At 38.6% G+C, this 26,069-nt stretch carries 39 protein-coding genes and 1 riboswitch; of the genes, 37 read left to right on the top strand and 2 right to left on the bottom strand.

Features of this window, described 5'->3' with window-relative positions:
• Positions 1-16 precede the first annotated feature (16 nt).
• On the top strand, positions 17-3,667 hold the full coding sequence (gene rpoC, locus AC6UD1_RS02320; protein WP_500693538.1) for a DNA-directed RNA polymerase subunit beta': 3,651 nt from the start codon (positions 17-19) through the stop codon (positions 3,665-3,667).
• A gap of 57 nt (positions 3,668-3,724) precedes the next feature.
• On the opposite strand, the gene AC6UD1_RS02315 is transcribed toward rpoC, so the two are convergent.
• Positions 3,725-4,300 carry a xanthine phosphoribosyltransferase gene (locus AC6UD1_RS02315; RefSeq protein ID WP_500693539.1) on the bottom strand — a complete coding sequence of 192 codons (576 nt, stop codon included), beginning with the start codon at positions 4,298-4,300 and terminating at the stop codon, positions 3,725-3,727.
• 37 nt (positions 4,301-4,337) lie between these two features.
• A riboswitch (purine riboswitch) is annotated at positions 4,338-4,433 on the bottom strand.
• Positions 4,434-4,454: 21 nt separating this feature from the next.
• Positions 4,455-5,117 carry a prepilin peptidase gene (locus AC6UD1_RS02310; RefSeq protein ID WP_500706315.1) on the bottom strand — a complete coding sequence of 221 codons (663 nt, stop codon included), beginning with the start codon at positions 5,115-5,117 and terminating at the stop codon, positions 4,455-4,457.
• Positions 5,118-5,301: 184 nt separating this feature from the next.
• Here AC6UD1_RS02310 and rpsL point away from each other — a divergent pair, with 184 nt between their 5' ends.
• From rpsL to truA, 36 genes are all read left to right on the top strand, one after another.
• Positions 5,302-5,715, top strand: a complete 414-nt coding sequence (gene rpsL / locus AC6UD1_RS02305; RefSeq protein ID WP_010022704.1) for a 30S ribosomal protein S12 — start codon at positions 5,302-5,304, stop codon at positions 5,713-5,715.
• A 36-nt stretch (positions 5,716-5,751) separates the two neighbouring features.
• Positions 5,752-6,222: a 30S ribosomal protein S7 gene (rpsG, locus tag AC6UD1_RS02300; RefSeq protein ID WP_500693541.1), complete on the top strand. Its 471-nt coding sequence runs from the start codon at positions 5,752-5,754 to the stop codon at positions 6,220-6,222.
• Positions 6,223-6,317: 95 nt separating this feature from the next.
• A complete protein-coding gene (gene fusA / locus AC6UD1_RS02295; RefSeq protein WP_500693542.1) occupies positions 6,318-8,423 on the top strand; it encodes an elongation factor G in 2,106 nt (701 codons plus the stop codon).
• A gap of 264 nt (positions 8,424-8,687) precedes the next feature.
• Positions 8,688-8,996 carry a 30S ribosomal protein S10 gene (gene rpsJ / locus AC6UD1_RS02290; protein WP_500693543.1) on the top strand — a complete coding sequence of 103 codons (309 nt, stop codon included), beginning with the start codon at positions 8,688-8,690 and terminating at the stop codon, positions 8,994-8,996.
• Positions 8,997-9,023: 27 nt separating this feature from the next.
• The gene (gene rplC / locus AC6UD1_RS02285; RefSeq protein ID WP_500693544.1) at positions 9,024-9,659 is read left to right on the top strand and encodes a 50S ribosomal protein L3; all 636 of its coding nucleotides are present in this window, start codon (positions 9,024-9,026) and stop codon (positions 9,657-9,659) included.
• A gap of 17 nt (positions 9,660-9,676) precedes the next feature.
• Positions 9,677-10,300, top strand: a complete 624-nt coding sequence (gene rplD, locus AC6UD1_RS02280) for a 50S ribosomal protein L4 (protein ID WP_500695229.1) — start codon at positions 9,677-9,679, stop codon at positions 10,298-10,300.
• Positions 10,300-10,587 (top strand): 50S ribosomal protein L23, encoded by a 288-nt coding sequence (rplW, locus tag AC6UD1_RS02275; RefSeq protein ID WP_500693546.1) that lies wholly within the window; start codon positions 10,300-10,302, stop codon positions 10,585-10,587. The genes rplD and rplW overlap by 1 nt, the downstream gene beginning before the upstream one ends.
• Positions 10,588-10,610: 23 nt before the next feature.
• Positions 10,611-11,450, top strand: a complete 840-nt coding sequence (gene rplB / locus AC6UD1_RS02270) for a 50S ribosomal protein L2 (RefSeq protein WP_500693547.1) — start codon at positions 10,611-10,613, stop codon at positions 11,448-11,450.
• Between the two features lie 44 nt (positions 11,451-11,494).
• Positions 11,495-11,776, top strand: coding sequence for a 30S ribosomal protein S19 (gene rpsS, locus AC6UD1_RS02265; protein WP_010022714.1), 282 nt, complete (start codon positions 11,495-11,497; stop codon positions 11,774-11,776).
• A 16-nt stretch (positions 11,777-11,792) separates the two neighbouring features.
• Complete coding sequence (gene rplV, locus AC6UD1_RS02260; protein ID WP_010022715.1) at positions 11,793-12,143, top strand: 50S ribosomal protein L22; 351 nt, start codon at positions 11,793-11,795, stop codon at positions 12,141-12,143.
• 11 nt (positions 12,144-12,154) lie between these two features.
• A complete protein-coding gene (gene rpsC / locus AC6UD1_RS02255) occupies positions 12,155-12,820 on the top strand; it encodes a 30S ribosomal protein S3 (RefSeq protein WP_500693548.1) in 666 nt (221 codons plus the stop codon).
• A gap of 2 nt (positions 12,821-12,822) precedes the next feature.
• On the top strand, positions 12,823-13,257 hold the full coding sequence (gene rplP, locus AC6UD1_RS02250) for a 50S ribosomal protein L16 (RefSeq protein ID WP_500693549.1): 435 nt from the start codon (positions 12,823-12,825) through the stop codon (positions 13,255-13,257).
• Positions 13,247-13,441, top strand: a complete 195-nt coding sequence (gene rpmC, locus AC6UD1_RS02245; protein ID WP_010022719.1) for a 50S ribosomal protein L29 — start codon at positions 13,247-13,249, stop codon at positions 13,439-13,441. The genes rplP and rpmC overlap by 11 nt, the downstream gene beginning before the upstream one ends.
• 29 nt (positions 13,442-13,470) lie before the next feature.
• Positions 13,471-13,737 carry a 30S ribosomal protein S17 gene (rpsQ, locus tag AC6UD1_RS02240; protein WP_039144781.1) on the top strand — a complete coding sequence of 89 codons (267 nt, stop codon included), beginning with the start codon at positions 13,471-13,473 and terminating at the stop codon, positions 13,735-13,737.
• A gap of 50 nt (positions 13,738-13,787) precedes the next feature.
• Entirely contained in the window at positions 13,788-14,156 is a 369-nt protein-coding gene (rplN, locus tag AC6UD1_RS02235) for a 50S ribosomal protein L14 (RefSeq protein ID WP_039144780.1), read from the top strand.
• Between the two features lie 31 nt (positions 14,157-14,187).
• The gene (rplX, locus tag AC6UD1_RS02230) at positions 14,188-14,496 is read left to right on the top strand and encodes a 50S ribosomal protein L24 (protein ID WP_500693550.1); all 309 of its coding nucleotides are present in this window, start codon (positions 14,188-14,190) and stop codon (positions 14,494-14,496) included.
• Positions 14,497-14,526: 30 nt separating this feature from the next.
• Positions 14,527-15,069 carry a 50S ribosomal protein L5 gene (gene rplE, locus AC6UD1_RS02225; protein WP_500693551.1) on the top strand — a complete coding sequence of 181 codons (543 nt, stop codon included), beginning with the start codon at positions 14,527-14,529 and terminating at the stop codon, positions 15,067-15,069.
• 11 nt (positions 15,070-15,080) lie between these two features.
• Positions 15,081-15,266 (top strand): type Z 30S ribosomal protein S14, encoded by a 186-nt coding sequence (locus tag AC6UD1_RS02220; protein WP_010022727.1) that lies wholly within the window; start codon positions 15,081-15,083, stop codon positions 15,264-15,266.
• A gap of 32 nt (positions 15,267-15,298) precedes the next feature.
• Entirely contained in the window at positions 15,299-15,697 is a 399-nt protein-coding gene (gene rpsH / locus AC6UD1_RS02215; RefSeq protein WP_010022729.1) for a 30S ribosomal protein S8, read from the top strand.
• Between the two features lie 28 nt (positions 15,698-15,725).
• Complete coding sequence (gene rplF, locus AC6UD1_RS02210) at positions 15,726-16,265, top strand: 50S ribosomal protein L6 (protein WP_500693552.1); 540 nt, start codon at positions 15,726-15,728, stop codon at positions 16,263-16,265.
• 32 nt (positions 16,266-16,297) lie between these two features.
• On the top strand, positions 16,298-16,654 hold the full coding sequence (gene rplR, locus AC6UD1_RS02205; RefSeq protein WP_500693553.1) for a 50S ribosomal protein L18: 357 nt from the start codon (positions 16,298-16,300) through the stop codon (positions 16,652-16,654).
• Positions 16,655-16,675: 21 nt separating this feature from the next.
• Entirely contained in the window at positions 16,676-17,179 is a 504-nt protein-coding gene (gene rpsE, locus AC6UD1_RS02200) for a 30S ribosomal protein S5 (protein WP_500693554.1), read from the top strand.
• Between the two features lie 17 nt (positions 17,180-17,196).
• Complete coding sequence (gene rpmD, locus AC6UD1_RS02195; RefSeq protein WP_500693555.1) at positions 17,197-17,379, top strand: 50S ribosomal protein L30; 183 nt, start codon at positions 17,197-17,199, stop codon at positions 17,377-17,379.
• Positions 17,380-17,410: 31 nt separating this feature from the next.
• Positions 17,411-17,842 carry a 50S ribosomal protein L15 gene (gene rplO / locus AC6UD1_RS02190; RefSeq protein ID WP_500699278.1) on the top strand — a complete coding sequence of 144 codons (432 nt, stop codon included), beginning with the start codon at positions 17,411-17,413 and terminating at the stop codon, positions 17,840-17,842.
• A complete protein-coding gene (gene secY, locus AC6UD1_RS02185; protein WP_500699280.1) occupies positions 17,842-19,158 on the top strand; it encodes a preprotein translocase subunit SecY in 1,317 nt (438 codons plus the stop codon). The genes rplO and secY overlap by 1 nt, the downstream gene beginning before the upstream one ends.
• Before the next feature lie 13 nt (positions 19,159-19,171).
• Complete coding sequence (locus AC6UD1_RS02180; protein ID WP_500693558.1) at positions 19,172-19,831, top strand: adenylate kinase; 660 nt, start codon at positions 19,172-19,174, stop codon at positions 19,829-19,831.
• Positions 19,832-19,936: 105 nt separating this feature from the next.
• Positions 19,937-20,155 (top strand): translation initiation factor IF-1, encoded by a 219-nt coding sequence (gene infA / locus AC6UD1_RS02175; protein WP_010022742.1) that lies wholly within the window; start codon positions 19,937-19,939, stop codon positions 20,153-20,155.
• 26 nt (positions 20,156-20,181) lie between these two features.
• On the top strand, positions 20,182-20,301 hold the full coding sequence (gene rpmJ, locus AC6UD1_RS02170) for a 50S ribosomal protein L36 (RefSeq protein WP_010022743.1): 120 nt from the start codon (positions 20,182-20,184) through the stop codon (positions 20,299-20,301).
• A gap of 30 nt (positions 20,302-20,331) precedes the next feature.
• Positions 20,332-20,694: a 30S ribosomal protein S13 gene (gene rpsM / locus AC6UD1_RS02165; RefSeq protein WP_500693559.1), complete on the top strand. Its 363-nt coding sequence runs from the start codon at positions 20,332-20,334 to the stop codon at positions 20,692-20,694.
• 24 nt (positions 20,695-20,718) lie between these two features.
• Complete coding sequence (gene rpsK / locus AC6UD1_RS02160) at positions 20,719-21,108, top strand: 30S ribosomal protein S11 (RefSeq protein ID WP_010022745.1); 390 nt, start codon at positions 20,719-20,721, stop codon at positions 21,106-21,108.
• A 61-nt stretch (positions 21,109-21,169) separates the two neighbouring features.
• Positions 21,170-22,120 carry a DNA-directed RNA polymerase subunit alpha gene (locus AC6UD1_RS02155; protein WP_500693560.1) on the top strand — a complete coding sequence of 317 codons (951 nt, stop codon included), beginning with the start codon at positions 21,170-21,172 and terminating at the stop codon, positions 22,118-22,120.
• A gap of 18 nt (positions 22,121-22,138) precedes the next feature.
• Entirely contained in the window at positions 22,139-22,522 is a 384-nt protein-coding gene (gene rplQ, locus AC6UD1_RS02150; protein ID WP_500693561.1) for a 50S ribosomal protein L17, read from the top strand.
• A gap of 175 nt (positions 22,523-22,697) precedes the next feature.
• Entirely contained in the window at positions 22,698-23,531 is an 834-nt protein-coding gene (locus tag AC6UD1_RS02145) for an energy-coupling factor transporter ATPase (protein ID WP_500695228.1), read from the top strand.
• Positions 23,510-24,373, top strand: a complete 864-nt coding sequence (locus tag AC6UD1_RS02140; RefSeq protein WP_500695227.1) for an energy-coupling factor transporter ATPase — start codon at positions 23,510-23,512, stop codon at positions 24,371-24,373. Before AC6UD1_RS02145 ends, AC6UD1_RS02140 begins: the two co-directional genes overlap by 22 nt.
• Positions 24,374-24,386: 13 nt before the next feature.
• A complete protein-coding gene (locus AC6UD1_RS02135; RefSeq protein WP_500707189.1) occupies positions 24,387-25,169 on the top strand; it encodes an energy-coupling factor transporter transmembrane component T family protein in 783 nt (260 codons plus the stop codon).
• Entirely contained in the window at positions 25,170-25,970 is an 801-nt protein-coding gene (gene truA / locus AC6UD1_RS02130) for a tRNA pseudouridine(38-40) synthase TruA (RefSeq protein WP_500707187.1), read from the top strand.
• Positions 25,971-26,069: the final 99 nt, after the last annotated feature.

Below are 26,069 nucleotides of genomic sequence, written 5' to 3'. Positions count from 1 at the left end.
AAAGGAGGGTACGCCAATGGTTGATGTTAATAAATTCAAAAGTATGCAAATTGGTTTAGCTTCACCTGAGACCATTCGTAGTTGGTCATATGGAGAAGTTAAAAAACCAGAAACGATTAACTATCGAACTTTAAAGCCTGAAAAGGATGGATTGTTTGATGAAAGAATTTTTGGTCCAACTAAGGACTGGAAATGTGCCTGTGGAAAATACAAGGGTGTCAGATATAAGGGCATCGTTTGTGATCGCTGTGGTGTTGAAGTCACTCGTTCAAAAGTTAGACGTGAACGAATGGGACACATCGAATTAGCAGCTCCTGTAACCCACATTTGGTATTTCAAGGGAATCCCTAGTCGAATGGGACTAGTTCTTGACATGAGTCCACGGGCTCTTGAAGAAATCATCTACTTTGCTTCATACGTTGTTACCGATCCAGGTAACACACCAATGGAGAAGAAGCAGTTGCTTTCAGAACAAGAATACCGTGACAAAAAGCGTGAATACGGCAATCGTTTCCACGCTGAAATTGGTGCGGAAGCTATCAGAACTTTATTAAACGACGTTGACATCGATAAAGAAGTCAAAGAGTTAAAAGATACGCTTAAGAAAGCAACGGGACAAAAGCGAACTCGTGCCGTTCGTCGTCTAGATATTCTTGAGGCCTTTGCTACTTCTGGCAATCAGTTGTCATGGATGGTAATGGATGCAATTCCAGTTATGCCGCCTGACTTGCGACCAATGGTTCAACTTGAAGGTGGTCGTTTTGCTACTTCTGATTTAAATGATTTATATCGTCGGGTTATTAACCGAAATAACCGATTAAAACGATTGTTAGACCTGAACGCTCCTGGCATTATTGTTCAAAACGAAAAGAGAATGCTCCAGGAAGCTGTCGACGCTTTGATTGATAATGGTCGTCGTGGTCGTCCTGTTGCAGGACCTGGTAACCGTCCCCTTAAATCACTTTCTCACCTATTAAAGGGTAAACAAGGTCGATTCAGACAGAACTTGTTAGGTAAGCGTGTTGATTATTCTGGTCGTTCAGTTATTGACGTTGGTCCTAATTTAAAACTAAGTCAGATGGGTCTTCCAGTATCAATGGCATTGGAATTATTTAAACCCTTCATTATGCATGCGCTAGTTAAACGTGGTCTAGCTTCTAACATTAAAAACGCTAAACGTCAGATCGAACGTCAAGACGACGCTGTCTTTGAAGTTCTCCCTGATGTCATTAAGGAACATCCAGTTCTTTTGAACCGTGCTCCTACTTTGCATCGACTTGGAATTCAGGCTTTTGAACCAGTTTTGGTTAGTGGGAAATCAATGCGTTTGCATCCATTAGTTTGTGCTGCGTATAATGCTGACTTTGATGGTGACCAAATGGCCATTCACGTTCCACTATCTGATGAGGCTCAAGCTGAATCAAGATTATTGATGGCTGCTGCTGGACACATTTTGGCTCCTAAAGATGGTAAACCAGTTGTTACTCCTTCACAGGATATGGTTATTGGTAACTACTATTTAACCCTTGAAGAAGCAGGGGCTGAAGGTGAAGGAATGGTATTCAACGATCCTGATGAAGTTGAATTAGCTTACCGTGATGGAAAGGTTCATTGGCATACCAGAATTGGTATTCCAGCGAGCGCCTTCCCAGACAAACCGTTTACTGACGATCAAAAAGATAAGATTTTAGTAACGACGGTTGGAAAGGTTATTTTCAATGGGATTCTTCCAAAGAAATTTACCTATTTGAACGAACCAACTTCAACTAACTTGCACGGATACGTTCCTGACAAGTATTTCTTGAAGCCTGGTGAAGACATTCATGAACACTTGAAGAACGCTGAATTGGTTAAACCGTTTAAGAAGGGCTTTTTAAGTGACATCATTGCTGAAGTTTACAGTCAATACCAAGTTACTGAAACTTCAGAACTTCTTGATCGAATCAAAGATTTAGGTAATGATAAATCAACTAAGTCTGGTTTGACGGTTGGTATTTCTGACATTACTGATTTAAAGGAAAAGCCAGAAATTGTTGCTAACGCCCATAAGAAAGTTGATACCATCACTAAACAATTCCGTCGTGGTTTAATTACTAACCAAGAACGTTATGAACGAGTTGTTAGTGTTTGGAATGATGCCAAAGACGAAATTCAAAACAAATTAATGAAAAACTTCGATCCCCAGAACCCAATCTTTATGATGAGTGACTCTGGTGCTCGTGGTAACATTTCGAACTTTACTCAGTTAGCTGGGATGCGTGGTTTGATGGCTTCACCTAATGGTGAAATCATGGAACTTCCAATTACCTCTAACTTTAAAGAAGGACTTTCAGTCTTGGAAATGTTCATTTCAACCCACGGTGCTCGTAAGGGTATGACCGATACGGCACTTAAGACTGCTAACTCTGGTTACTTGACTCGTCGACTTGTTGATGTTGCCCAAGATGTCATTGTTAGAGAAGAAGACTGTGGAACTGACCGTGGTCTTGTTGTTCGTGCCATTACCGAAGGGGACGAAATGATCGAACCATTGTATGATCGAATCCTTGGTCGTAACGCAATGAAGACCGTTAAGAACCCTAAGACTGGTAAAGTGATTGTTAAAAAGAATGAAATGATCGATGAAGACGTTGCTCAAGAAATTGTGGACGCTGGAATTGATTCAGTTGAAATTCGTTCCGCCTTCACATGTAATACTGCTCATGGTGTTTGTGAGAAGTGTTATGGTCGAAACCTTGCTACTGGTGACGAAGTTGAGGTTGGTGAAGCTGTTGGTACCATTGCGGCCCAATCAATTGGTGAACCAGGTACTCAGTTAACTCTTCGTACTTTCCATACCGGTGGTGTTGCAAGTAGTTCAGATATTACCCAAGGACTTCCTCGTGTTCAGGAAATTATGGAAGCACGTAATCCTAAAGGTAAGGCAATCATCAGTGAAGTTACTGGTACGGTTGAATTAATTGAAGAAGATCCTGCTGAAGGTATCAAGGAAGTTACCATTAAAGGGAAGTCCGATACTCGTAAATATAAGGTTCCAATTAAGGCCCGAATGAAGGTTTCAGAAGGCGATCAGGTTCGTCGTGGTGATGCTTTAAATGAAGGTTCAATTGATCCAAAGGAATTGCTTAAAGTTCGAGATGTTTTGTCAACTGAGACTTACTTGTTAACTGCGGTTCAAGAAGTTTATAGAAGACAGGGTGTTGAAGTTAACGATAAGCACGCTGAGATCATGGTAAGACAGATGTTACGTAAGGTTCGTGTCATGGACCCAGGTGACACTGACATTCTCCCTGGTACTTTGATGGATATTGATGATTTCAAGGATCGTAATAAGGATGCTGTGATTAGTGGTAAAACACCTGCAACGGCTCGTCCTGTATTACTCGGAATTACCAAGGCGGCGCTTGAAACTAACAGTTTCTTGTCAGCTGCATCATTCCAGGAAACCACTCGTGTTCTTACTGATGCCGCAATTCGTGGCAAGGTTGATCCATTAGTTGGTTTGAAGGAAAATGTTATCATTGGTAAGTTGTTACCTGCTGGTACTGGTGTTGGGAAATATGAAAACATTGAACCAGAAGAAGAGGGTAAGACTGATACCAAGGGTGTTACTTCATTAAGTGATGTCGAAAAAGAAATGCAACAAAAAGATTCAAGTAAAAACTAGTTATTAAACTAAAAAGGGAGTTCATCAATGATGAACTCCCTTTTTGATACATATTAATCAATCTTTTTTAAAACTTACTTCATTATTATCAAGGGATGAAATACGAGCAAGCGATTCTAAGTGAATGCCATGATCCTTGATCCACTTAGCGCCCGGTTGAAATGATTTTTCAATTACAATGCCGACTCCAACTAGATTGGCTTGAGCTGCTTCAACGATCTTAATCATCCCTTTAGTGGCTTCGCCATTTGCTAAGAAATCATCAATGATTAAGACGTTATCGTCAGGTGAAAGGAATTTTTTCTCAATAAAAATGCGGTTAGTTTTTTGTTTGGTGTATGAATATACGTCAGCCGAATAGGCTGCATCGTTTAAAGTTGATGGCTTTTTCTTTCGCGCAAAAACGACGGGAACACCCAATACTAAGCCAGTCATAACGGCTGGAGCAATTCCCGATGATTCAACCGTGATGACTTTAGTAATATTATCGTTTGAGAAGCGTTTGACGAATTCTTTGCCAACTTCGTACATCAAATTAGGATCAATTTGATGATTTAAAAACGAGTTGACCTTTAAAATATTTCCAGGAAGGACTTGGCCTTTATTTTTGATTGCTTCTTCTAATTCTTTCATGATTACTCTCCCATTTAAAAAGACCCTAATATAGAAGTTTAGGGTCTTTTTTCCTAATAGTTTGGAATTATGGTTCCAAGTAGAGACTGTCGACCCATTACGACTATATATTAGAGCTTCACTTATTACGTTAATCATAATTTAATTTCTAATTTTAAGCAAACCAAATTAATATAATTAGAGTGGCAATGTAAATGAATGGAATAAAAGCAATCGCACGTTTTTTAAATAAGATGGCATAAATGATCGCTATGATTGACCCGGTTAAAACGACTAGATTGGTAACCGTAATTCCGTATGCAATTAAAAGGATTAAGAAGAGATCCAAATCCCCGTTGCCAATGAAATGGAAGTAATGATTTATTATTATCAATATTAAATATCCAATAATATAAATTCCAGTTGTCTTTGTTAGAGGATTAGAAATTATAAGAGCTATCATTACTGCAATCAGTGAATATGCCGTAGGGAAATGGTAGGTTAATAAATCAAAAGTTGCCATAACCTGCATGAGTAAAAGTAGCGATAAATTTTCGAGGTTATCTAAACAAACAGGTGGAAATATAGTAAAAGCGGTGGCTCCGGTTACTTCAAAATACAGTAAATAAAGTGGTAATCGAGTTGAACATGTCCGACACCTTCCGAATTGAATCATGTAACTCACGATCGGGATGAGTTCGTACCACTTTAGAAACTTGCCACAGTTACTACATTTAGAATGACCGAAGATAAAGTTTTCGTGCGTAATGGTTCGATCAACCATAACGTTTATAAAAGATCCAACGATGCTCCCTACAATAAACCAATAAATTTTCATTAACAAAACCTCCACTAAAAAGTACGGAAATTAATTGAAGTCTTATTGACACGTCTTTTTCTACGTGGTATTCTACTTATTGTGCTTATAAACAACTAAGCGATTTTTTTAACTTCAAAAAAGAACCGCCTGGATGTGTGGACTTAAAAAAATATATTATATTAGGAAAGGGAGGACTTTTTAGATGCCTACAATTAACCAATTGGTTCGTAAAGGTCGTAAATCTAGAACTTCTAAATCAAAATCCCCAGCTTTAGGCTTCGGATATAACAGTTACAAAAAGAAAAACACACAGAACCCTGCACCTCAGAAACGTGGAGTTGCAACCCGTGTTGGTACTATGACTCCTAAAAAGCCTAACTCTGCTTTACGTAAGTATGCTCGTGTTAGACTTTCTAACTTGATTGAAGTTACTGCATACATTCCCGGAATTGGACATAACTTGCAAGAACATAGTGTTGTTTTAATTCGTGGTGGACGTGTTAAGGATTTGCCTGGTGTTAGATATCATGTTGTTCGTGGTGCATTAGATACTGCGGGTGTAAGTGATCGTCGCCAAGGTCGTTCTAAATACGGTACTAAGAAACCTAAGGAATAGACAATTAATTAAGTTATTATTGAGGAGGACTTTTACATGCCTAGAAAAGGAAAAGTGCAAAAGAGAGAAATCCTTCCTGATCCAATCTACAACTCAAAGTTGGTTTCTAAATTAATTAACCATTTGATGTTAGATGGTAAAAGAGGGACTGCATCAGAAATTTTATATGGTGCATTTGACATGATCAAAGAACAGACTGGTAACGATCCAGTTGATGTGTTTGAAGAAGCAATGAAGAATGTTATGCCAGTTCTTGAAGTTAAGGCCCGTCGTGTTGGTGGATCTAACTACCAAGTTCCAATCGAAGTTCGTCCTGATCGAAGAACTACTTTAGGCTTACGTTGGATTGTTAACTATGCAAGACTTCGTGGTGAACATACCATGACTGAACGTCTTGCAAAAGAAATCATCGATGCTTCAAACAACACCGGTGCAGCAGTTAAGAAGCGTGAGGATACTCACAAGATGGCCGAAGCTAACCGTGCTTTTGCACATTATCGTTGGTAATCAGCTTTTAGTTTTTAACTGTAAGTGGGTGGCTAAAGTGATTTAGCCACTTTTTTAAAATAATGAAATTGTGAATGATTGAGAGGAGTTAAATAATGGCTAACAAGCGAGAATTTCCGTTAGACAAAACTCGTAATATTGGTATTGTTGCCCATATTGATGCCGGTAAAACTACTACTACTGAACGTATCTTGTACTATACCGGTCGTATCCACAAAATTGGTGAAACCCATGAAGGGGATTCACAAATGGACTGGATGGAAGAAGAAAAAGAACGTGGAATTACTATTACTTCAGCTGCTACCACTGCTGAATGGAAGGGTTACCGTGTTAACATCATTGATACCCCAGGACACGTTGATTTTACTGCCGAAGTTGAACGTTCATTACGTGTGCTAGATGGTGGTATTGTTGTTTTGGATGGTCAAGCCGGTGTTGAACCACAGACTGAAACCGTATGGCGTCAGTCATCAGACTTTGCTGTTCCACGAATTGTATTCATTAATAAGATGGATAAAGTTGGTGCTGACTTTGATATGTCAGTTAAAAGTTTGCATGACCGTTTAGGTGCTAACGCCCAGGCCGTTCAGATGCCAATTGGTGCTGAAGCTGACTTTGCTGGTGTGATTGATTTAATTACCATGCAAGCCTATGTTTATGATGAAGATAAAGAAGGTTCAGAATGGGATGTTGATGAGATTCCAGCTGACATGCAAGAGGAAGCTCAAAAGCGTCATGATGCTTTGATTGAAGCCGTTGCAGACGTTGATGACGCCGTAATGGAGAAGTTCCTTGATGGTAAAGAAATTTCACAAGAAGATCTTAAAGCTGGAATTCGTCGTGCCACTTTGAATCTTGATTTCTACCCAGTCTTTGCTGGTTCAGCTTTCAAGAACAAGGGTGTTCAGATGTTGATGGATGGAGTGGTTGACTACTTACCATCACCACTTGATGTTCGTCCTTACACTGCTACTGACCCAGATGATGACGACAAACAAGTTGACATCCGTGCTAACGATAAGGAACCATTTGCTTCATTAGCATTTAAGATTGCTACCGATCCATATGTTGGTCGTTTAACTTATATCCGTGTCTATCGTGGTACCTTAAAGGCTGGTTCATACGTTTTGAATGCTACGAATGGCAAACGTGAACGTGTTGGTCGTTTACTACAAATGCACTCCAATAATCGTCAAGAAATCCCAGAAGTATTCTCAGGTGATATTGCAGCTGCAATTGGTTTGAAGAATACCACTACTGGTGATTCTTTAACCGATCCAGACCATCCATTACGTCTTGAATCAATGGAATTCCCAGAACCAGTTATCCAAGTTGCCGTTGAACCTAAGACTAAGGCTGATCAGGATAAGATGAATGATGCTTTGCAAAAGTTATCTGAAGAAGATCCAACTTTTAGAGCTGAAACTAATCCAGAAACTGGCCAAACTTTGATTGCCGGAATGGGTGAACTTCAGTTAAACATTTTGATTGAACGGATGAGACGTGAATTTAATGTTGAAGCTAACATTGGTGCTCCCCAAGTTGCCTACCGTGAAGCATTTACTAAACCAGTTAAGGCCGAAGGTAAGTTTATTCGTCAGTCTGGTGGTAAAGGTCAATATGGTGATGTTTGGATTGAATTTACACCAAATGACGAAGGAAAAGGATTCGAATTTGAAGACGCCATCGTTGGTGGAGTTGTTCCAAGAGAATTCATTCCTTCAGTTGAACAAGGTCTAAAAGAAGCCATGGAAAATGGTGTATTAGCCGGATATCCATTGATTGATTTGAAAGCTAAATTATATGATGGTAGTTATCATGAAGTCGATTCAAGTGAAGCTGCCTTTAAGATCGCTGCTTCCATTGCTTTGAGGGAAGCTGCTAAGAAGGCTGATCCAGTTATTCTTGAACCAATCATGAAAGTTGATATTCGTGTTCCAGAAGAATACATGGGTGACGTCATGGGACAAGTTACCGCACGACGTGGAAACGTTGAGGGTATGGAAGCTCAAGACAAGGCACAAAACATTCATGCAATGGTTCCACTATCAGAAATGTTTGGTTATGCTACCGATTTACGTTCTGCTTCTCAGGGACGTGGAACATTTGTTATGAGTTTTGATCATTACAGTGCTGTTCCTAAGAGCATCCAAGAAGACATCATTAAGAAAAATGGTGGAAATAGTAAAGAAGAAAAGTAATTTTTTGTAAAAGTTCTAGAAATTGAAAAAGTTTCTGGAACTTTTTTTATACTTAATATGATGAGAAGCCTTGAAAAATAAGAGAATATCGGGTATGATAGCTAAGTACTCGGTTTTGGGGGGGATAGACTGTCCAAAATTAGTACAACATTTAGCTTTGATGTGGGAGGTTGCGACACACCCGGCCGCTTTGCCATGCGAGGATGTGCCGGTAATTTCCACGGAGCTAGTCTTATTTTGAAAATAGACGAAGGAGGGAAAAACATGGCAAAAGAGAAGATTCGTATTCGTTTGAAAGCTTATGAACACCGTATTTTAGATCAAGCTGCTGACAAGATTGTGGCAACCGCACAACGTACTGGTGCTACTATTTCTGGTCCAATTCCATTACCAACGGACAGAACTCTATATACCGTATTGGCATCACCATTTAAGTACAGTAAAGCTCAAGAACAATTTGAAATGTTAACTCACAAGCGTTTGATTGATATTTTGAATCCAACACCTAAAACTGTTGATTCATTAATGAAGTTAGACTTGCCAAGTGGTGTTGACATCGAGATCAAACTATAATAATTACAGAATATCGGAGGTGTACTCATGGCTAAAAAAGGAATCTTAGGTAAAAAAGTCGGAATGACTCAAGTTTTTACTGATAACGGAGAACTCGTTCCAGTTACTGTTGTTGATGTAACTCCTAATGTTGTCTTACAGGTTAAGAACAGCAAATCAGATGGTTACGATGCAATTCAACTTGGATTCGATGACAAGCGTCCAGTATTAAGCAACAAACCTGAACAAGGTCATGTTAAAAAAGCAAAAACTACTCCTAAGCGCTTCATTCGTGAAATCAGAGATGTTGACTTGGGAGATTACAAAGTTGGAGACGAAGTTAAAGCTGACGTATTTCAACCAGGTGACGTCGTTGACGTAACGGGTACTACTAAAGGTCATGGTTACCAAGGTAACATCCACAAAAATGGACAACGTCGTGGACCTGAAACTCACGGATCAAGATATCACCGTCGTCCCGGTTCATTAGGTGTCATTATTAACCGAGTTGTTAAAGGAATGAAATTACCAGGACGAATGGGTAACAATCGCGTTACCATTCAAGACCTTGAAATCGTTAACGCTGACGTTGATAACAACGTACTACTAATCAAGGGTAACGTTCCTGGTGCAAACAAATCATTAGTAACAGTTAAAACATCTGTTATTGAATCAAGAAAATAAGAAAGGAGGAACCGTAGATGGCAAGCGTAACATTATACAAACAAGATGGTAGTAAACAAGGAACAGTTGATTTAAACGATGCTGTTTTTGCCGTTGAACCAAATGAAAACGTTGTTTATGACACTGTCGTAATGCAAAGAGCATCACAACGCCAAGGTACTAATGGTGTTAAATCTAGAGGTAAAGTGCGTGGTGGTGGTAAGAAACCATGGCGTCAAAAAGGTACTGGTCGTGCTCGTCAAGGTTCTATTCGTGCCCCACAATGGGTTGGCGGTGGAGTTGTCTTCGGCCCAACTACTCGTTCATATGCATATCACCTTCCAAAGAAGGTTACTAGATTAGCTGTTAAGTCAGTTCTTTCTGAAAAAGTTGCAAATGATGATTTAGTAGTAGTAGATTCATTAGACTACAAGGCTCCAAAAACTAAAGATTTATCAGATCTTTTGAAGAAACTTGACGCATCAACTAAAACATTAGTAGTTTTGGAAGATAACAATGAAAATGCTGCACGTTCTGCAAGAAACATCGAAAATGTGCAAGTTATTAATGCTAAAGGTGTTAACACACTTGATGTATTAAACAACAACAAGGTTGTTATTACAAAGGCTGCTCTTTCTCAAGTAGAGGAGGTGCTCGCATAATGGAAGCACGAGATATCATTTTACGTCCGGTAGTTACTGAAGCTTCAACTGATGTAATGGACGACAAAAAATATACTTTTGATGTTGATGTACGAGCAACTAAGACTCAAGTTAAAAATGCTGTTGAAGAGATTTTTAACGTTAAAGTTGTTAAAGTTAATATTATGAATGTAAAAGGTAAGAAAAAGCGACAAGGTCAATATGTTGGACGTACTAAGAAACGTCGTAAGGCTATTGTTACTTTGTCCAACGATTCTGACGAAATTAAAATTTTCTCAGAAGAATAATCTTTGAATAGGAGGGAAATAACGTGGCTCTAAAAAAGTACAAACCAACTACTAATGGCCGTCGTAATATGACTAGTATTGACTATAGTGAAATTACTACTAACGTGCCAGAAAAAAGTTTAGTTGAGTCAAATGCTCACAGCGGTGGTCGTAATAGTCAAGGTAAGATGACTGTTAGACATCGTGGTGGCGGAAACAAGCATCGATACCGTCTTATCGATTTCAAACGTGATCATGATGGTGTTCCTGCAACCGTTAAAACCATCGAATATGATCCAAATAGAACTGCAAATATTGCTTTAATCGTTTATGAAGACGGAATTAAATCATACATCATTGCACCTAAAGGATTAAAAGTCGGAGACGTTGTTGAATCTGGTAAGGATGCTGATATTAAGGCTGGTAATACCCTTCAATTAGCTGATATTCCTGTCGGTTCAACCATCTTTAACATTGAATTGAAACCTGGCAAAGGTGGACAACTTGTTCGTTCTGCTGGAGCTTCAGCACAGTTACTTGGTAACGAAGGAAAGTATGCATTAGTTAAATTACCATCTGGTGAAGTTAGAATGGTACTTTCAGTTTGCCGAGCTACTATTGGTAGTGTTGGTAATGATGAACATGGATTAGTTGTATGGGGTAAAGCTGGTAGAACTCGTTACCGTGGTCAAAGACCTCACGTACGTGGATCTGTTATGAACCCTAACGATCACCCACATGGTGGTGGTGAAGGTAAGGCTCCAGTTGGTTACCCAAGTCCATTGTCTCCATGGCATAAGAAGACAACTGGTAAGAAGACTAGATCAAAGAAAGCACGTTCAAACAAGTTTATTGTTAGACACCGTAAAGGTTCAAAGATGTAGTCTGAATTATTTATTTATTGAGTAATCGCAGAGGAGGTTTCATAATGAGTCGAAGTTTAAAAAAGGGACCTTTTGCCGATCAATCATTATTAAAAAAGATCGATGCACAAAAAGATCAAGATAAAAAATCGGTAATTAAAACATGGTCACGTCGTTCAACCATTTTCCCAAGTTTTATTGGATACACCATTGCTGTTTACAATGGTAGAAAACATGTCCCAGTTTATATTCAAGAAGACATGGTGGGGCACAAGCTCGGAGAATTCGTACCTACGCGTACTTTCCATGGACATGGAAATGGCGACGCAGATAAAAAAACAGTTTAAGCAAGGAGGATAACCAATGGCTGAACAACAAGTTACATCAGCAAAAGCTACTGCAAAGACTGTTCGTATCGCCGCTCGTAAGGTTCGCCTTGTTGTAGATCTTATTAGAGGTAAAAGCGTATCAGAAGCTACTGCAATTTTGAAATTCACCCCTAGAGGTGCTTCACCAGTTGTAGAAAAGGTTTTGATGTCAGCTGTAGCAAATGCAGAAAATAATTTTGATTTAGATCGTCAAGATCTAGTTGTTAGTGAAGCATATGTTAACGAAGGACCAACTTTAAAACGTTTCCGTCCCCGTGCTAAGGGTTCTGCTTCACCAATCAACAAAAGAACTAGTCACATTACAATTGTAGTGTCAGAAAAGTAGGAGGGATAAACGTGGGTCAAAAAATTAATCCAAATGGTTTACGAATTGGCGTTAACCGTGGTTGGCAAGCTAAATGGTATGCTAACGACGATAAATTCGCTTCATACTTAAACGAAGATTTAAAAATTCGTAACTATCTAGCAAAGAGACTCGCTGATGCTTCTGTATCAAGTGTTGACATTGAGCGTGCTGCAAAACGTGTTAATGTTTCTATCCATACTGCCAAGCCAGGAATGGTTATCGGTAAAGGTGGAGCAGAAGTTGAAAGTCTTCGTAAAGAATTAAACAAATTGACGGGACGTCGGGTTCATGTCAATATTGTTGAAGTTAAAAAACCTGATTTAGAAGCTGATCTTGTTGGTGAAAACGTTGCAAGTCAGCTTGAAGGTCGGGTAGCATTCCGTCGTGCAATGCGTCAGGCAATGCAAAGAGTTATGCGTTCTGGAGCTAAGGGCGTTAAAGTTCAATCTTCAGGTCGTTTAAATGGTGCTGATATGACACGAATTGAAAGATATTCAGACGGAAGTGTTCCACTTCATACACTTAGAGCTGATATTGACTATTCATGGAATGAAGCAGATACTACTTACGGTAAAATCGGTGTTAAGACTTGGATCAACCGTGGTGAAGTTTTGCCCGATAAACCGGAGGAAAAAACTGAAAAAGGAGGGAAATAAGCATGCTAGTACCTAAACGTGTTAAGTTCAGAAGACAGCACAGAGGTAAGTTGCGTGGTCACTCAAAGGGTGGAAACACTGTTACTTTTGGTGATTATGGTTTGCAAGCACTTGATTCACATTGGATCAGTAACCGACAAATCGAAGCTTGCCGTGTTGCCATGACTCGTTATATGAAACGTGGTGGAAAAGTTTGGATCAAAATTTTCCCTCAAAAATCATATACTGAAAAAGGTATCGGTGTTCGAATGGGTAAAGGTAAAGGTACCCCAGCTGGTTGGGTTTCAACTGTCAAGCGCGGAAAGGTTCTTTTCGAAGTTGGTGGTGTTTCCAAAGAAACTGCTGAAGAAGCTTTACGTTTAGCTTCAATGAAGTTGCCTGTTAGAACCCGAGTTATTAAACGTGAGGAAGTAGGTGGCGAATCAAATGAAGGCTAAAGAAATTAATGAATTAACCACTGATGAAATGCGGGCTAAGGAACAAGATTACAAGAAAGAATTGTTTAATCTTCGTTTTCAATTAGCCACTGGTCAATTGGAAAATACTGCTAGATTGAAGACTGTCAGAAAGACAATCGCTAGAATCAAGACAGCACTTAGACAACAAGAACTGAAGAAATAGAATACGATAGAAAGGAAGGTTAATACTTTATGAGCGAAGAACGTAACGAACGTAAAAGTTACAGAGGTCGTGTGGTTTCAGATAAGATGGACAAAACCATTACTGTTGTCGTTGAAACTTACAAGACTCATCCAACTTACGGGAAACGTATTAAATATTCTAAGAAATATAAAGTTCAAGATGAAAATAACGAAGCAAAAGTTAACGATATTGTTGACATCATGGAAACTCGTCCATTGTCTAAGACTAAGCGCTTCCGTCTAGTAGACGTTGTTGAAAAGGCAGTTATTATCTAGCTTTTTTATCTATCGTATTCTGATTTTAAGTTGAAGGGAGGACACTAACCATGATCCAACAAGAGAGTCGTTTAAAGGTTGCTGACAACTCTGGAGCACGTGAACTTTTGACTATCAAAGTCCTAGGTGGTTCAAGAGTTAGATATGCAGGTATCGGTGATGTGATTGTTGCTACTGTTAAACAAGCAACACCAGGTGGCGTTGTCAAAAAAGGAGACGTCGTTAAGGCCGTTGTAGTCAGAACTAAGTCTGCTGCACATAGAACTGACGGTTCATATATTCGTTTCGACGAAAATGCCGCTGTTTTGATTAACGATGATAAGAGTCCTAAAGGTACCCGTATTTTCGGTCCGGTAGCTCGTGAATTACGTAGTAATAATTTTATGAAGATCGTTTCATTAGCGCCTGAAGTACTTTAATACTATTGGAAAACAAGGAGGTGCCAGGATTATGTTCTTGAAAACTGGTGACAAAGTTCGTGTTATTAGTGGTAAAGACAAGGGTAAAGACGGCAAAGTCGTTAAAACCATTGCTGCTAAGAACCGTGTAGTTGTTGAAGGAATCAACAAGATCAAGAAACATCAAAAAGCTTCACAAGACAATCCCCAAGGTGGAATTGCTGACGTTGATGCTCCAATTGATGCTTCAAATGTAATGTTAATTGATCCATCTACTAACGAACCTACAAAAGTAAGCTTCGTGGTTAAAGATGGTAAAAAAGTTCGTATTTCAAAAAAATCACAAAAACCAATCGATTAGGATTGGAATTGAAAGGAGGAAATTAATCGCATGGCAGCTCGCTTAGAAGAAAGATACAAAGAAGATATTCTCCCAACGCTCGTTAAGAAATTTGATTACTCATCAGTTATGGAAGCCCCAAAACTTGACAAGATCGTTTTAAACATGGGTGTTGGTGATGCTGTAACAAATTCTAAAAACCTTGATGAGGCGGTTCATGAATTAAGTTTAATTTCTGGACAAAAGCCTATCGTAACTAAGGCTAAAAAATCAATTGCCGGTTTCCGTCTTAGAGAAGGAATGCCAATTGGTGCCAAAGTTACATTAAGAGGAGAAAGAATGTATGACTTCTTGGATAAGTTAGTTAATGTTTCATTGCCACGTGTTCGAGATTTCCACGGTGTAAGCAACAAATCATTTGATGGTCGTGGAAATTACACATTGGGTATCAAAGAACAACTAATTTTCCCAGAAATTAATTACGATGATGTTAACCGTGTTAGAGGTTTAGATATCGTACTTGTAACAACCGCTAATACGGATGAAGAATCACATGAATTATTAGCTCAATTCGGAATGCCATTCGCTAAATAGGAGGTTTAATATTGGCTAAAAAATCATTAATTAAAAAAAGTGAACGTCCAGCTAAGTTCTCAACACAGAATTACACTCGTTGTGAACGTTGTGGTCGACCTCGTGCGGTTTACCAAAAGTTTCACTTATGCCGAATTTGTTTAAGACAACTTGCCCATAAGGGTCAAATTCCTGGCATGAAAAAAGCTAGTTGGTAAAATAATAAAACTGAAAAGGAGGTTTCACGTTTATGTCCATGACAGATCCAATTGCAGACTTTTTAACTCGAATTCGTAATGCCAATATGGCTAGACACGATTCAGTTGACGTTCCTGCATCAAAAATCAAAAGAAACATTGCTGAAATTTTGAAGCGTGAAGGCTTTGTACGCGATGTGGAATACATCGATGACGATAAACAAGGTGTTATCCGTGTATACCTTAAGTATGGAAAAGATAATCAACGTGTAATCACTGGTTTGAAGCGAATTTCAAAGCCAGGATTACGTTCATATGTTAAATCAGATGATGTTCCTAAAGTTTTAAACGGTTTAGGAATTGCTATCATTTCAACTTCAGATGGTGTTATTACTGATAAAGAAGCTAGAGACAAAAAAGTCGGTGGCGAAGTATTAGCATACGTTTGGTAAAAATTAAAAAAGAATTGGAGGTGTTAATATGAGTAGAATTGGTTATAAAACTGTTGATCTTCCAGACGGTGTTGAAGTAAATCATAGAGGTACTAACGTAACTGTTAAAGGACCAAAGGGTACTTTAAATGCTACAATTTCACCAGAAATTAAAATGCAAGTTAAAGGTAACGAAGTGAACTTCACTCCAACTGGTAAGTATGACAACAAAGAACGTGCCCTACACGGTACAACACGTGCTAACTTCAATAACATGGTTGAAGGTGTTACAAATGGATTCCACAAGACACTTAAGCTAGTTGGAGTTGGATATCGTGCTCAATTAAAAGGTAGTACTTTGACTCTAAACGTTGGTTACTCAAACCCCGTTGAAGTTCAAGTTCCAGAAGATCTTACCGTAGCTGTTCCAGATAACACTACTATTAACATTAGTGGGATCAACAAGCAACATGTTGGTGATTTTGCTGCCGAAGTTCGTTCATACCGTTCACCAGAACCTTACAAGGGTAAAGGAATTAGATATGAAAATGAACATATTACCCTCAAGGAAGGTAAGACTGGTAAGTAATTTAACAATATAAAAAATAAGAGGTGACTATTTTGATTTCCAAACCAGACAAGAATAAAACACGTAAAGTTCGTCATAATCGTGTTAGAAGTAAAATTTCTGGTACTGCTGAGTGCCCACGTTTGAACGTTTTCCGTTCTAATAAAAACATTTACGCTCAAGTTATTGATGACGTAAAGGGTGTAACGCTAGCTAGTGCCTCAACTGTTGACAAGGAAGTTTCCGGAGACAACAAATCAGAACAAGCCGCAAGCGTTGGTGCTTTAGTTGCTAAGCGTGCAGTTGAAAAGAATGTTAAGAATGTTGTTTTTGATCGTGGTGGATACTTATATCACGGACGTGTACAAGCCCTTGCAGATGCAGCACGTGAAAATGGACTTGAATTTTAAAAAAGGAGGAATATAACGCACATGGCAAAGTTTATTAATCCAGACAAACTGGACTTAGAAGATAACGTTGTTGCTATCAACCGAATTACTAAGGTTGTTAAGGGTGGTCGTCGACTACGTTTTGCTGCATTAGTTGTTGTTGGTGACAAGAATGGCCACGTTGGCTTTGGTACTGGTAAAGCTCAAGAAGTTCCTGAAGCGATCAGAAAAGCCGTTGATAGTGCCCAAAAGAACTTAATTGAAGTTCCAATCGTTGGAACTACTATCCCTCACGAAGTTATCGGTCGTTTCGGCGGTGGAAAGATTATGTTGAAGCCTGCTGAAGAAGGTTCCGGAGTTGCTGCCGGTGGTGCCGTTCGCTCAGTTATGGAATTAGCTGGTGTAAACGATGTTACTAGTAAGCGTTTAGGCTCTGATACACCTGTAAACGTAATTCGTGCAACTTTTGAAGGTCTTAAGGAACTTAAGAATGCTGAAGAAATTTCATCATTACGTGGTGTCTCATCAGATCACTTAACCGAATAATAAGGAGGGGTTAGAAGATGGCTCAATTAAAGATTACTTTAGTTCATAGTGCTGCTCACCGTCTCCCTAAACAACGTAAGATTGTTAAGGCCCTTGGATTGGGACGAGTAAATAGTAGTGTTATTAAACCTGATAATGAAGCAACTCGTGGAGCTCTATTCAAGATTGCTCATTTAATTAAGGTTGAACAAGTTGATTAATATTCTTTAAAAGATAGGGAGGTGCAATTTAATGAAGTTAAATGAATTAAAAGCTGCTGACGGTTCACGTTCATCAAGAACTCGTTTAGGTCGTGGTCTTGGTAGTAAAGGTAAGACTTCAGGTCGTGGCCAAAAAGGTCAAAAGGCTCGTGGCAAAACTCGTGTTGGTTTTGAAGGTGGCCAAATGCCTTTATACCGTCAAATTCCAAAACGTGGATTTACCAACTTCAACAGAAAAGTTTTAGCGATCGTTAACTTAGCTGATTTAGATAATTTTGATGATGGCTCAGAAGTAACTCCAGATGTATTGATTCAAGCTGGAATGATTAAGGGCTCAAATGATGGCGTTAAAGTTCTTGCAGATGGCAAGTTAACTAAGAAGCTCACTGTTAAAGCTAACAAATTCTCAAAGAGTGCTGAAAAAGCAATTGAAGATGCCGGCGGTAAAGCTGAGGTGATTTAATGTTCACTACCTTAAAGAATGCCTTTGAAGAAAAAGATATTAGAAAAAGGATTTTATTTACCCTTTTTATATTGGCAGTTTTCCGTTTAGGTGCTTACATTACTGTGCCTGGAATCAATGCGGAAGCTTTGCAAAGTGTTGCATCCTCAGGTTTAGTTAATGTATTGAATATGTTTAGTGGTGGTGGATTAACTAATTACTCATTATTTGCAATGGGAGTTTCACCATACATTACTGCACAAATTGTTGTTCAGTTACTTCAGATGGATATCGTTCCTCGATTCGTTGAATGGGGAAAACAAGGTGAAGTCGGAAGGCAAAAACTGGATCAGGTAACAAGATGGTTAACGATTGTTTTGGCATTTGTCCAATCAATTGGTATTACTGCTGGATTTAATGCTTTGAGTAGTCTTCATTTAGTTAAGAACCCTGGAATGGGAACGTACATTAGTATTGGTTTAATTTTGACTGCTGGTACAATGCTCACTACGTGGATGGGCGACATGATTACTGACAAAGGAATTGGTCAGGGAGTTTCAATGATCATCTTTGCTGGAATTGTTGCTGAAATGCCAAGTGGAATTATGAGTGTTTATCGTCAATACGTTGAAGGTACACCAATGAATGAAATTTGGAAGCCAGCTCTTTTCATTATTGCCTTGATTATTGTAATTTTGATTATTGTTACCTTTGTTACTTGGGTACAACAAGCCGAACGTAGAATTCCAATTCAATATACTAGAAGAACATCAGGTTCACCAGACAGCAGTTACCTTCCCTTGAAGGTTAACGTCGCTGGAGTTATTCCAGTTATTTTCGCAAGTGCATTTATTTCCACTCCTCAAACGATTTTGATGTTTTTCACCAAAAACTTTCAAGGATCCGGATGGTATGAATTTTTAAGTAAGTTGTTTAACATGCAGACCCCACTTGGAGCTGCGTTTTACACCCTCTTAATTGTTGTATTTACTTTCTTCTATGCGTTTGTTCAAGTTAATCCACAGAAATTGTCGGAAAACTTACAAAAACAAGGTAGCTACATTCCGGGAGTATGGCCTGGTCGTGAAACTCAGTTATATATTTCTCGATTGTTGATGAGACTTAGTACCGTTGGTGCTTTGTTCTTGGGTGTTGTTTCTCTAATTCCATTGATTGCACAAAATGTTTGGAACTTAAACGAATCAATTGGACTAGGTGGTACTAACCTCTTGATTATCGTTGGAGTTGCTATTGAAACCATTCAACAAATTAGAGGATTAATGATGAGAAAAGAGTACGTTGGATTTATTCAAAGTACTCCGGATGATAACAAGTAGTGGAGGAATTTAAATGTCAATGAATTTATTACTAATGGGTCTTCCAGGAGCTGGAAAAGGTACTCAAGCTGAATTCATTGTTGAAAAATATGGGATTCCACATATTTCAACTGGAGACATATTTAGGGCAGCAATGAAAAACAAAACTCCCATGGGAATTAAGGCTCAACAATACATCGATAAGGGTGAATTAGTTCCTAATGATGTTACCTGTGGGATTGTTGAGGATCGTCTTAAACAACCTGATACTGACAAAGGTTATTTGTTAGATGGTTTTCCTAGAAACATTGATCAGGCTAAAAGTCTTGAGGAAATGACTAGGAAAATGAGCAAAGAGTTGAATGCAGTTATTAATATTGAAGTCGATCCAAGTGTTTTAATCAAACGTTTGTCGGGTCGTTTCATCTGCAAAAACTGTGGCGCAACTTATCATAAATTATATAAAAAACCTATAGTTGATGGTACTTGTGATGTTTGCGGTGCTCACGTCTTCTATCAAAGAAGTGATGATAAACCTGAAACTGTCAAGAATCGTCTGAAAATCAATGAAAAGAGTAATGCTCCTTTAATTGACTTTTACAAGGATCGCGGCATTTTGCATTCAGTTAAGGGTGATCGAGATATTGCAGACGTTAGTAACGACATTGAGAAAATTCTAAGCAATTTAAATTAGTAAATTGTCGTTTGATTGCTGGAATGTCAGTGATGTGGTATATTATAGTTTGTGTGTCTATTTGTAAGTGATACTTACGAGTTTAGTAATTTTGGAGGATTATTCGTGTCTAAAAATAATGTAATTGAAGTTGAGGGTAAGGTTTCAGAGACTTTACCTAATGCAATGTTTAAGGTCGAGCTTGAAAATGGTCATGAAATTTTGGCACACGTTTCTGGCAAGATCAGAATGCATTACATTCGGATCCTACCAGGAGATCGTGTAACCGTTGAAATGTCACCGTATGATTTAACAAAGGGTCGAATTACTTATCGATTTAAGTAAACCCTTCATATAGGAGGTTATAAAAAATGAAAGTACGTCCATCAGTAAAAAAAATGTGTGAACATTGTAAGATTATTAAGAGAAAAGGCCGTGTGATGGTGGTTTGCCCTGTAAACCCTAAGCACAAGCAAAGACAAGGAAAATAAATAAATTAAAATTATAGGAGGTGGACTTTAATGGCTCGTATTGCCGGAGTTGATTTACCACGTGATAAGCGAATTGTTATTGCGTTAACATACATTTATGGTGTTGGAAACACAACTGCTCAGCAAGTTTTGAAAAAAGCTGGGGTATCAGAAGACGTTCGTGTACGTGATTTAACACCTGATCAAGAAGATAAGATCAGAGAAGCTCTTGATGGTTACACAATCGAAGGTGACTTACGTAGAGAAGTTACTATGAGTATCAAGACTCTTCAAGAAATCGGTTCATATCGTGGGATGCGTCATCGTCGCGGTTTACCTGTTAGAGGTCAACACACGAAAAATAACGCACGTACAAGAAAAGGTAAGAAAACCACAATCGCTGGTAAAAAATAATAAAGAAGGAGGCTATCAGTTTCTATGGCTAAAACTAAAAATACTCGTAAGCGTAAAGCAAGAAAAAACGTTGAGTCTGGTGTAGCACACATTCACTCAACTTTTAATAACACTTTGGTTATGATTACCGATGTTCAAGGGAATGCTATTGCTTGGTCATCAGCTGGTGCATTGGGATTCCGTGGAAGTCGTAAGTCTACCCCATTTGCTGCTCAAATGGCTGCTGAAGCAGCTGCTAAGACTGCAATGGAACATGGAATGAAATCAGTAGAAGTTGCTGTTAAGGGTCCTGGATCTGGTCGTGAGTCAGCTATTCGTGCTTTACAAAGTACTGGTTTGGAAGTTGCTGCAATTCGTGATGTAACTCCAGTTCCACACAATGGTTCTCGTCCTCCAAAACGTCGTAGAGTTTAATATTTAATGAACGTTAAAGTTTTAAATTACTCAATGCGTTTTGAAAGGGGTAGAGACTACAATGATTGAATTTGAAAAGCCAAACATTCACAAAATTGAAGAAACAGACAACTATGGTGAAATAGTTGTAGAACCACTCGAAAGAGGATATGGTACCACTTTAGGCAATTCACTTAGACGTGTCTTGTTGGCTTCATTACCAGGAGCTGCGGTTACTAGCATCCAAATTGATGGTGTTCTACACGAATTTTCAACTGTAAAGGGTGTAGTTGAAGATGTTACTCAAATTATCTTAAACGTTAAAAAGATTAATTTGAAAATTAACTCAGATGACAATGAAACAAAGTCAATGAGTATTAATGTAACTGGACCAGCCGATGTAACCGCAGGTGATATCGTAACTGATAGTGATGTTGAAATTTTAAATCCGGATTTGCACATTGCAACGGTTGCTGACGGAACTACATTCCACATGAACATGACTGCCAACAAAGGTCGCGGCTACGTTTCTGCTGAAGAAAACAAAGCCAAAAACGATGGTATGCCAATTGGTGTTCTACCAGTTGATTCTATTTATACCCCAATCGAACGTGTTAATTATCAAGTAGAAGATGCACGTGTTGGTCAACGTGATGATTACGACAAATTGACGTTAGACGTTTGGACTAATGGTTCAATTACACCTTCTGATGCAATTAGTTTGGCAGCTAAGATCTTAAATCAACATTTCCAATTATTTATTGATTTAACTGACAGAGCAAAGAATGCCAATGTTATGGTTGAGAAGGAAGAAAGCCATAAAGAAAAAATGCTTGAAATGTCAATTGAAGAATTGGATCTTTCAGTTCGTTCTTACAATTGTTTGAAACGTGCTGGAATTAATACTGTTCAAGAATTAACTGATAAGTCTGAAGCTGACATGATGAAGGTTAGAAATCTTGGCCGTAAGTCACTCGATGAAGTTAAAGAAAAATTAGCAGCATTAGGACTATCTTTACGTAAAGAAGACTAAAAAGGAGGATATCCGGTTATGAGTTATCGCAAATTACAACGTACGAGTGCTCAACGTCGTGCTTTGCTTCGTAATTTGACTACTGACTTAATTGTTAACGGTCAAATCAAAACAACAGAAGCTCGCGCTAAGGATGTTAGATCATTAGCCGACAAGATGGTTACCTTGGGCAAGAAGGGTGACTTGAATGCTCGTCGTCAAGCTGCAGCTTACTTGCAAAACACCATTGCTGATGTAAAAGAAGACGGAGATAGTATCAAAGTAACTAGTGCATTACAAAAGTTATTTGACGAAGTAGCACCAAAGTATACGGACCGAAACGGTGGTTACACACGTATTCTTAAAACAATGCCTCGTCGTGGTGACGGTGCACCAATGGTAATCTTGCAATTTGTCGAATAATTTCGATATTTGTTAAGAATAATAAATATTTCACTATAGGAATCACTAAGGTTAAAGGTATAAAGTGTTACGATGATGGATTTTCCAAGTCTAGCTTGAATGTGGTTAACTCCATGCGCCTTAATCTTTTAGTGATTTTTTTATACATAATTTTAATAATAGGAGAGCTGATTCCATGAATCCAATCATTAATGTTTCCAATCTTTCTTTTAGGTATAATAATGAAGATGATCATAAGGTATTAGATGATGTCTCTTTTCAGTGCGAACGAGGTGAATATATTTCATTAATCGGTCGGAACGGGAGTGGTAAAAGTACCATTGCCAAACTGGTTGATGGTCTTCTAACTCCTAGTGAGGGAGAAATTGTGGTAGATGGGATCAGGTTGGACTCTCATGGTAATGACCGCGAAACAAGAAAAGCAATTGGCTTAGTTTTTCAAAATCCAGATGATCAATTTGTTGGTGCCACGGTAGCAAGTGACGTTGCGTTTGGACTTGAAAATCGGGCGGTTCCAAGAGAAGCGATGAAGCCAAAAGTTAAATCGGCGTTAGAAAAGGTAGGAATGTGGGAATATCGAGACGAGATTCCCAGTAGTCTTTCTGGTGGACAGAAGCAACGGGTCGCAATTGCAGGAGCAATTGTGCTTGATCCTAAAATTTTAATTCTAGATGAAGCGACAAGTATGCTAGATCCTTTAGCTACTAGACAAATTCATCAAGTTGTCAACAAATTAAATCAAAAACAAAATATGACAATTCTCTCGATTACGCATGATATCAATGTGACGGCTAAATCCGATCGGATATTAGCACTTAATAATAATAAAATTGTATTTGACGGAAAACCAAGTGCTTTTTTTCAGAAGCATCAATTAATTGCTGATATGGATCTAGATCTTCCCTTTAGTGAGAAGTTAAGGCAGAAATTCCTTGATGCAGGATATGACATTACTGACAAGTACATGGATGATGAGGGGATGAGCCAATGGATAAGCACATTATTTTAAGTAACGTTGATTTTGTCTATCAACCCGGTCTGCCATCAGAAAGACAGGCTTTAAGTAATGTCAGTTTAAAGATTAATAAGGGTGAATTTTTGGGTGTTGTTGGAAAAACTGGTAGCGGAAAGTCAACGTTAGTTCAGATGATTAACGGATTATTGAAACCGACTTCAGGGAGTGTTACCGTTGGCAAAATCAAAATTAACAGTGAAACTAACAACCATAACCTAAGTGAGCTCAGAAAAAAAGTCGGGATGATTTTCCAGTTTCCGGAAAAACAACTGTTTGAAGATAATGTTCTAAAAGATGTATCTTTTGGTCCACTTAATTTTGGCGAAAATGAAGCAGTTGCAAAAAAGAGAGCCATTCAGGCGCTTTCGATTGTTGGCATTAATAAAGAACTGTATTCTCGTTCACCCTTTGAGTTGTCTGGCGGTCAAATGCGTCGGGTCGCAATTGCTGGAACGATTGCATGTGATCCAACCGTTCTCATTTTAGATGAACCAACGGTGGGATTGGATCCTAGTGGCAAGACTGAGATATTAAAGATTATCAAGCAACTAAACAAAAATGGAGTAACCATCATCATGGTTACTCACGATATGGATGTGGTGGCACAAAATGCTACCCGTGTTGTGGTTATGAATGATGGAAAAGTGTGTTCTGATTCAACTCCCAGGGAATTATTCAGCAATTACAAGTTAATCGATCAAAATTCATTAGCGCTTCCTGATTCTGTCCAGATATACTATGATTTAATTAATCGAGGCATCAGATTAAAAAAGATTCCGTTAACAGCGGATGAAGTTGTTAACGAAATTACGCAAAAACGAAGTGGAGTGAAGTAGAATCGATCAATTTGTGTTTGGAAAATACTTTCCTGGAAATTCATTCATTCATCGTTTAAATCCAGCGTTTAAGATTTTAGGCTCCGTTATCATTATTACGCTTATTTTGATGTGCAATAATTGGGTCAGTTATGGATGTATGACGCTTTTTACGTTGGTACTGATATACTCATCTCATTCTCGAATTAAGATGCTTCTAAAGGGGATCAAACCCATTCTGTGGCTAATTATTTTTACGGTCTTGATTCAAGTGTTTTTTGGCCATGGCGGAACGGTTTATTTTCATTTATGGTTTATTTCCATCACTTCGTCGGGAATTATTAATGCGGTCATGATATTTATTCGATTGGTCCTCATTATCACGATTGCTACTATTTTGACCATCACAACCAGTCCATCGATGATTGCACTTGGAGTTGAGACGATTCTGAGACCGCTTAAGTGGGTTAAGGTTCCCACTGAAACGATTGGGATGATGGTTTCAATTGCACTGCAATTCATCCCCACCCTCATTGATGAGTTAAATGACATTATGAACGCTCAGAGAGCACGGGGCGTCGATTTTGGTAAGGGTAAATTAATGAAAAGGGCTAAAAGCCTAATATCGCTGATTATTCCTTTGTTTGTTTCTTCTTTTCGTCATGCTGAACACCTTGCAGATGCCATGGAAGCTCGTGGATATTCTGATGAGGTCAAGCGAACTCATTATCAGCTCGTCTCTTGGACGGTCCTTGATTGGGTTGCTTTAGGGGTCATGATGGTTTTAACGGTTGTAATTATTTTAGTGAGGAATTAGATGAAAACTCGGTATAAAATTACATTTGCATATGATGGGACTAAATTTGCTGGCTTTCAAATGCAGCCAAAGCAGCGAACGGTGGAAGGAACTTTAACTAATATTATTAACAAAATGGCCCAAAAAAGTGGCAAGCATGTTTTACTTTATGGATCTGGAAGAACTGACGCAGGTGTTCATGCCCTAGGTCAGGTTGCCCATTTTGACTTTCCTTATGATCTAGGTGAGGAAAGTATGCTAAAGGGACTAAACAGTATGTGTCCTTTGGATATTGAAATAATAAGTGTGCAGAGGGTTAATGCTGATTTTCATGCTCGTTATGATGTAACTGGGAAAAAGTACTTGTATCGGTTGGATTTGGGGCGCTTTACCAATCCATTTAAAAGAAATTATACTGCCCATTGGCGTTTTCCCGTTAATTTCAATTGGATCGAAGAAGCCATTCATGATTACGTTGGCAAACATGACTTTTCGTCTTTTGTTGCTTCTGGTGCAAAGGAGGGGAGTCGGGTTCGTACAATTTTCTCAGTTGATGCTAACTTAGATAAAGTTACTAATGAGATGCAGTTCGAGTTTTATGGTGATGGTTTTATGTATAATCAAATTCGGATTATGGTTGGGGTGCTGATGGAGATTGGACGGGGAAAGCGGCCAGTTCATGATATCCAACGATTGTTCAAAGTGAAGGATCGAAACGAAGCACGTTTAACAATGCCAGCTAATGGCTTGTACTTAAAAAGGGTTTATTATCCAGGAGATGATCCAAAACATTCAAAACGAAAACATCATCCAGATGATTAAAATGAATTTGACTTTCAGAAGAAATGTTAGTACTATTGTAACTGGTATTGTTTGCCCCACGATAAGCCCCGGAAACTTATTAGGTGTCGAACAAACACG

The sequence above is a fragment of the Fructilactobacillus sp. X8R1C1 genome, from assembly GCF_059900945.1.
Note: the sequence above shows the minus strand (reverse complement) of the source record. Positions and strands in the feature narration are given on the sequence as shown.

What these genes read in the sequence shown, in the direction of transcription:
- rpsJ (WP_500693543.1), top strand. Translation starts at nt 8,688, where the DNA reads ATGGCAAAAGAGAAGATTCGTATTCGTTTGAAAGCTTATGAACACCGT.
- rplD (WP_500695229.1), top strand. Translation starts at nt 9,677, where the DNA reads ATGGCAAGCGTAACATTATACAAACAAGATGGTAGTAAACAAGGAACA.
- rpsS (WP_010022714.1), top strand. Translation starts at nt 11,495, where the DNA reads ATGAGTCGAAGTTTAAAAAAGGGACCTTTTGCCGATCAATCATTATTA.
- AC6UD1_RS02310 (WP_500706315.1), bottom strand. Translation starts at nt 5,117, where the DNA reads ATGAAAATTTATTGGTTTATTGTAGGGAGCATCGTTGGATCTTTTATA.
- rpsL (WP_010022704.1), top strand. Translation starts at nt 5,302, where the DNA reads ATGCCTACAATTAACCAATTGGTTCGTAAAGGTCGTAAATCTAGAACT.
- rplQ (WP_500693561.1), top strand. Translation starts at nt 22,139, where the DNA reads ATGAGTTATCGCAAATTACAACGTACGAGTGCTCAACGTCGTGCTTTG.
- rpmD (WP_500693555.1), top strand. Translation starts at nt 17,197, where the DNA reads ATGGCTCAATTAAAGATTACTTTAGTTCATAGTGCTGCTCACCGTCTC.
- truA (WP_500707187.1), top strand. Translation starts at nt 25,170, where the DNA reads ATGAAAACTCGGTATAAAATTACATTTGCATATGATGGGACTAAATTT.
- AC6UD1_RS02155 (WP_500693560.1), top strand. Translation starts at nt 21,170, where the DNA reads ATGATTGAATTTGAAAAGCCAAACATTCACAAAATTGAAGAAACAGAC.
- rplW (WP_500693546.1), top strand. Translation starts at nt 10,300, where the DNA reads ATGGAAGCACGAGATATCATTTTACGTCCGGTAGTTACTGAAGCTTCA.
- rplP (WP_500693549.1), top strand. Translation starts at nt 12,823, where the DNA reads ATGCTAGTACCTAAACGTGTTAAGTTCAGAAGACAGCACAGAGGTAAG.
- rpmJ (WP_010022743.1), top strand. Translation starts at nt 20,182, where the DNA reads ATGAAAGTACGTCCATCAGTAAAAAAAATGTGTGAACATTGTAAGATT.
- rpsK (WP_010022745.1), top strand. Translation starts at nt 20,719, where the DNA reads ATGGCTAAAACTAAAAATACTCGTAAGCGTAAAGCAAGAAAAAACGTT.
- rpoC (WP_500693538.1), top strand. Translation starts at nt 17, where the DNA reads ATGGTTGATGTTAATAAATTCAAAAGTATGCAAATTGGTTTAGCTTCA.
- rplX (WP_500693550.1), top strand. Translation starts at nt 14,188, where the DNA reads ATGTTCTTGAAAACTGGTGACAAAGTTCGTGTTATTAGTGGTAAAGAC.
- rplE (WP_500693551.1), top strand. Translation starts at nt 14,527, where the DNA reads ATGGCAGCTCGCTTAGAAGAAAGATACAAAGAAGATATTCTCCCAACG.
- AC6UD1_RS02180 (WP_500693558.1), top strand. Translation starts at nt 19,172, where the DNA reads ATGTCAATGAATTTATTACTAATGGGTCTTCCAGGAGCTGGAAAAGGT.
- rpsQ (WP_039144781.1), top strand. Translation starts at nt 13,471, where the DNA reads ATGAGCGAAGAACGTAACGAACGTAAAAGTTACAGAGGTCGTGTGGTT.
- rplC (WP_500693544.1), top strand. Translation starts at nt 9,024, where the DNA reads ATGGCTAAAAAAGGAATCTTAGGTAAAAAAGTCGGAATGACTCAAGTT.
- rplO (WP_500699278.1), top strand. Translation starts at nt 17,411, where the DNA reads ATGAAGTTAAATGAATTAAAAGCTGCTGACGGTTCACGTTCATCAAGA.
- rpmC (WP_010022719.1), top strand. Translation starts at nt 13,247, where the DNA reads ATGAAGGCTAAAGAAATTAATGAATTAACCACTGATGAAATGCGGGCT.
- rpsH (WP_010022729.1), top strand. Translation starts at nt 15,299, where the DNA reads ATGTCCATGACAGATCCAATTGCAGACTTTTTAACTCGAATTCGTAAT.
- AC6UD1_RS02315 (WP_500693539.1), bottom strand. Translation starts at nt 4,300, where the DNA reads ATGAAAGAATTAGAAGAAGCAATCAAAAATAAAGGCCAAGTCCTTCCT.
- secY (WP_500699280.1), top strand. Translation starts at nt 17,842, where the DNA reads ATGTTCACTACCTTAAAGAATGCCTTTGAAGAAAAAGATATTAGAAAA.
- rpsE (WP_500693554.1), top strand. Translation starts at nt 16,676, where the DNA reads ATGGCAAAGTTTATTAATCCAGACAAACTGGACTTAGAAGATAACGTT.
- rpsM (WP_500693559.1), top strand. Translation starts at nt 20,332, where the DNA reads ATGGCTCGTATTGCCGGAGTTGATTTACCACGTGATAAGCGAATTGTT.
- fusA (WP_500693542.1), top strand. Translation starts at nt 6,318, where the DNA reads ATGGCTAACAAGCGAGAATTTCCGTTAGACAAAACTCGTAATATTGGT.
- rplN (WP_039144780.1), top strand. Translation starts at nt 13,788, where the DNA reads ATGATCCAACAAGAGAGTCGTTTAAAGGTTGCTGACAACTCTGGAGCA.
- AC6UD1_RS02140 (WP_500695227.1), top strand. Translation starts at nt 23,510, where the DNA reads ATGGATAAGCACATTATTTTAAGTAACGTTGATTTTGTCTATCAACCC.
- rplF (WP_500693552.1), top strand. Translation starts at nt 15,726, where the DNA reads ATGAGTAGAATTGGTTATAAAACTGTTGATCTTCCAGACGGTGTTGAA.
- rplV (WP_010022715.1), top strand. Translation starts at nt 11,793, where the DNA reads ATGGCTGAACAACAAGTTACATCAGCAAAAGCTACTGCAAAGACTGTT.
- rpsG (WP_500693541.1), top strand. Translation starts at nt 5,752, where the DNA reads ATGCCTAGAAAAGGAAAAGTGCAAAAGAGAGAAATCCTTCCTGATCCA.
- AC6UD1_RS02145 (WP_500695228.1), top strand. Translation starts at nt 22,698, where the DNA reads ATGAATCCAATCATTAATGTTTCCAATCTTTCTTTTAGGTATAATAAT.